This window comes from Cellulosimicrobium cellulans (genome assembly GCF_001722485.1).
Classification (GTDB): Bacteria; Actinomycetota; Actinomycetes; order Actinomycetales; family Cellulomonadaceae; genus Cellulosimicrobium; species Cellulosimicrobium cellulans_A.
Map to the genome: position 1 here is coordinate 1 of NZ_LWGL01000272.1, position 2,425 is coordinate 2,425.

General features: G+C 77.1%; 3 protein-coding genes. All 3 read right to left on the reverse strand.

Annotation, left to right across the window (positions count from 1 at the left end):
- A partial coding sequence (locus JZ5iCDA_RS16840; RefSeq protein WP_069388168.1) for a glycosyltransferase occupies positions 1–1,054 on the reverse strand: 1,054 nt, incomplete at its 3' end.
- Entirely contained in the window at positions 1,051–2,046 is a 996-nt protein-coding gene (locus JZ5iCDA_RS16845) for a glycosyltransferase (RefSeq protein WP_069388169.1), read from the reverse strand. The genes JZ5iCDA_RS16840 and JZ5iCDA_RS16845, both read right to left, overlap by 4 nt.
- Positions 2,043–2,425, reverse strand: a 383-nt coding sequence (locus JZ5iCDA_RS16850) for a glycosyltransferase family 9 protein (protein ID WP_139123202.1), incomplete at its 5' end; no start/stop codon positions are given. The genes JZ5iCDA_RS16850 and JZ5iCDA_RS16845, both read right to left, overlap by 4 nt.

The following is a 2,425-nucleotide window of genomic DNA, read 5'->3' on the forward strand; positions in this document are numbered from 1 at the left end:
CGCGCGGCGGCACGAGGAGGCCCGTGCGCCCGTCCACGACGGAGTCGAGCAGGCCGCCGACGGCCGCGCCCACGACCGGCCGCCCGCACGCCGCCGCCTCGAGCGGCACGATCCCGAACGGCTCGTACCAGGGGTCGCACACGACCACGTCGGCCGCGTGCATGTGCTCGCGCACCTCGTCCTGCGTGACGCTGCCGACGAGCTCCACGCGGTCGGCCACGCCGAGGGCCTCCGCGAGCGACCGCAGGCGCCGCGCCTCGGGGTCGTCCTCGAGCCGGTCCGCGGTCGGCCCGCCGGCGACGACGAGCCGCGCCTGCGGCAGCGCCGGGAGGGCCTCGATCACCGTGTCGACGCCCTTGCGCTCGACGAGCCGCCCCACGGTCAGGAGACGCAGCGTGCCCGGCTCGCGGTCGCGACGCTCGCGCAGGTGCTCCGCGCGCGCCGGGTCGGGGCGGAAGCGGCCGACGTCGACGCCGCACGGCACGACGTCCACGCGGTCCGGGTCGGCGCCCAGGGCGACGAGCTCGGCGACCTCGTCCGTGCACGTCGCGACGATGCGGTCGACCGCGCGGCACAGGAGGCGCTCGCGGGCGACGCGCTCGGCCGGGCTCGTGTCGCGCGCGCCCTGGTGGCGGCGCTTGACGGAGCCGAGCGCGTGGAACGTCTGCACGAGCGGGATGCCGAGCGCGGGCGCGGACACGAGGCCCGCGATGCCGGACATCCAGAAGTGCGCGTGCACGACGTCGGGCGCTGCGCCCGGCTCGGACCACCGGCGGCGCAGGTCCGCGCCGAACGCGTCCATGTGCGGCAGGAGCTCGTCCTTGGGCACGGGCACCGGCGGACCGGCGTCGACGTGCACCACCTCGACGCCGCGCGCCAGCGGCACGCGCTCCGGGAGCGCCGCGTCGTCGCGACGCGTGTAGACCTCGACGTCGTGCCCCTGCGCGCCCAGCCGCGTCGCGAGCGACGCGACGTGGACGTTCTGCCCGCCGGCGTCCACGCCGCCGAGGGCGGCGAGCGGGCTGGCGTGCTCGGAGATCATGGCGATCTTCATGAGGTCACCTCCTGGAGGACCGTGTCCCAGCGGCGCAGGAACGTGGCGTGGGAGTAGTGCTCGAGGACGTGCGCGCGGGCGGCGGTGCCGCGCTCGCGCGCCTCGTCCGGGTCGGCGAGCCAGCGCCGCGCGGTCGCGACCAGCTCGTCGGGACGGGAGCTCAGCGTCCCGGCGGCGGCCGGGACGGCGACGGGTGCCTCGGTGGTCGGCAGGGCGAGCACAGGCATCCCGATCGCCATCGCCTCGAGCAGCGACAGGCCGAGGCTGGTCCAGCGGTAGGGGTGCAGGTAGGCGCGCGACGTCGCGAGGCGCGCGTGCATCGCGGCCTGCGGGACGTCGTCGTGCAGGCCGTGCTCGTCGGCGTGGTCGCCGGCCAGGTGCTCCGCGAGCTTGCCGACGCCCATGCCGTACACGTCGAGCGGTACGTGCCGGCCGACCTCGACGAGGACGTCGGTGCCGGCGACGCGCCAGCGCCGCACGGGCTCGTTGACGACGACGCCGACGCTCGGGCGCTCGCCCGTGTACAGGTGGCCGGGGTCGGGGATGCCGTGGTCGACGACGAGCGTGCGCGCGTCGCCGGTGTCCCACATGAGCTGGTTGAAACCCGTCACGTGGACGATCGGGACGAGGCCCTCCTCGACGACGTCGAGATCGGCGAGCGGGTGCCGCGACCGCGCAGCGTGCTCGGTGGGCGCGTTGTGCTCGACGTAGACGGCGGGCACGTCGCGCCCGGGCATGAGGCCGGTCCAGCGCCGCAGCAGCTCGACCTCCTCGGGCCGCTGGAGCACGACGACGTCGATCCCGCCGCCCGCGGCGAGACCGGCGATCTGCTCGGGCGTCGCCTCGGTGACCGACGCCGGCCAGTCCCACGTCTGCGCGCGACCACGGCCCTCGGGGCCTCGCCCCGGGACGACGGGCACGACGTACTCGTGGTCGCCCGCGACGAACGCCGTCGCCCACGACCCGTGCACGTGCCAGACCAGGATCCTCACGCGATCACCTCCACGTTCTCGGGCGCCCTCCCGGGCGCGGTCGCCGGCGGCGGGGACGCCGGCGCGAGGCGCTCGACCGCGTCGGCGACCTCGTGCGGCCCGATGCCGGTCAGGCACGGGTGGCCGGGGACGGGGCACTCGCGCGCCCGGGTGCCCCGGCACGGGGCGTCCTGGTCGCCCAGGACGACGGTCGGCACGCCCCACGGAGCCCACCGGTCGGCGGGCACCACGGGCGCGAAGAGCGAGACGACGGGCGTCCCGACCGCCGCGGCGAGGTGCGCGGGGCCGGTGTTGCCGACGACGACGCACGCCGCGCCCGCGAGCACGGCCGCGAGCCCGGCGAGGTCGGTGCGCCCGGACAGGTCCGTCGCGCGGCCGT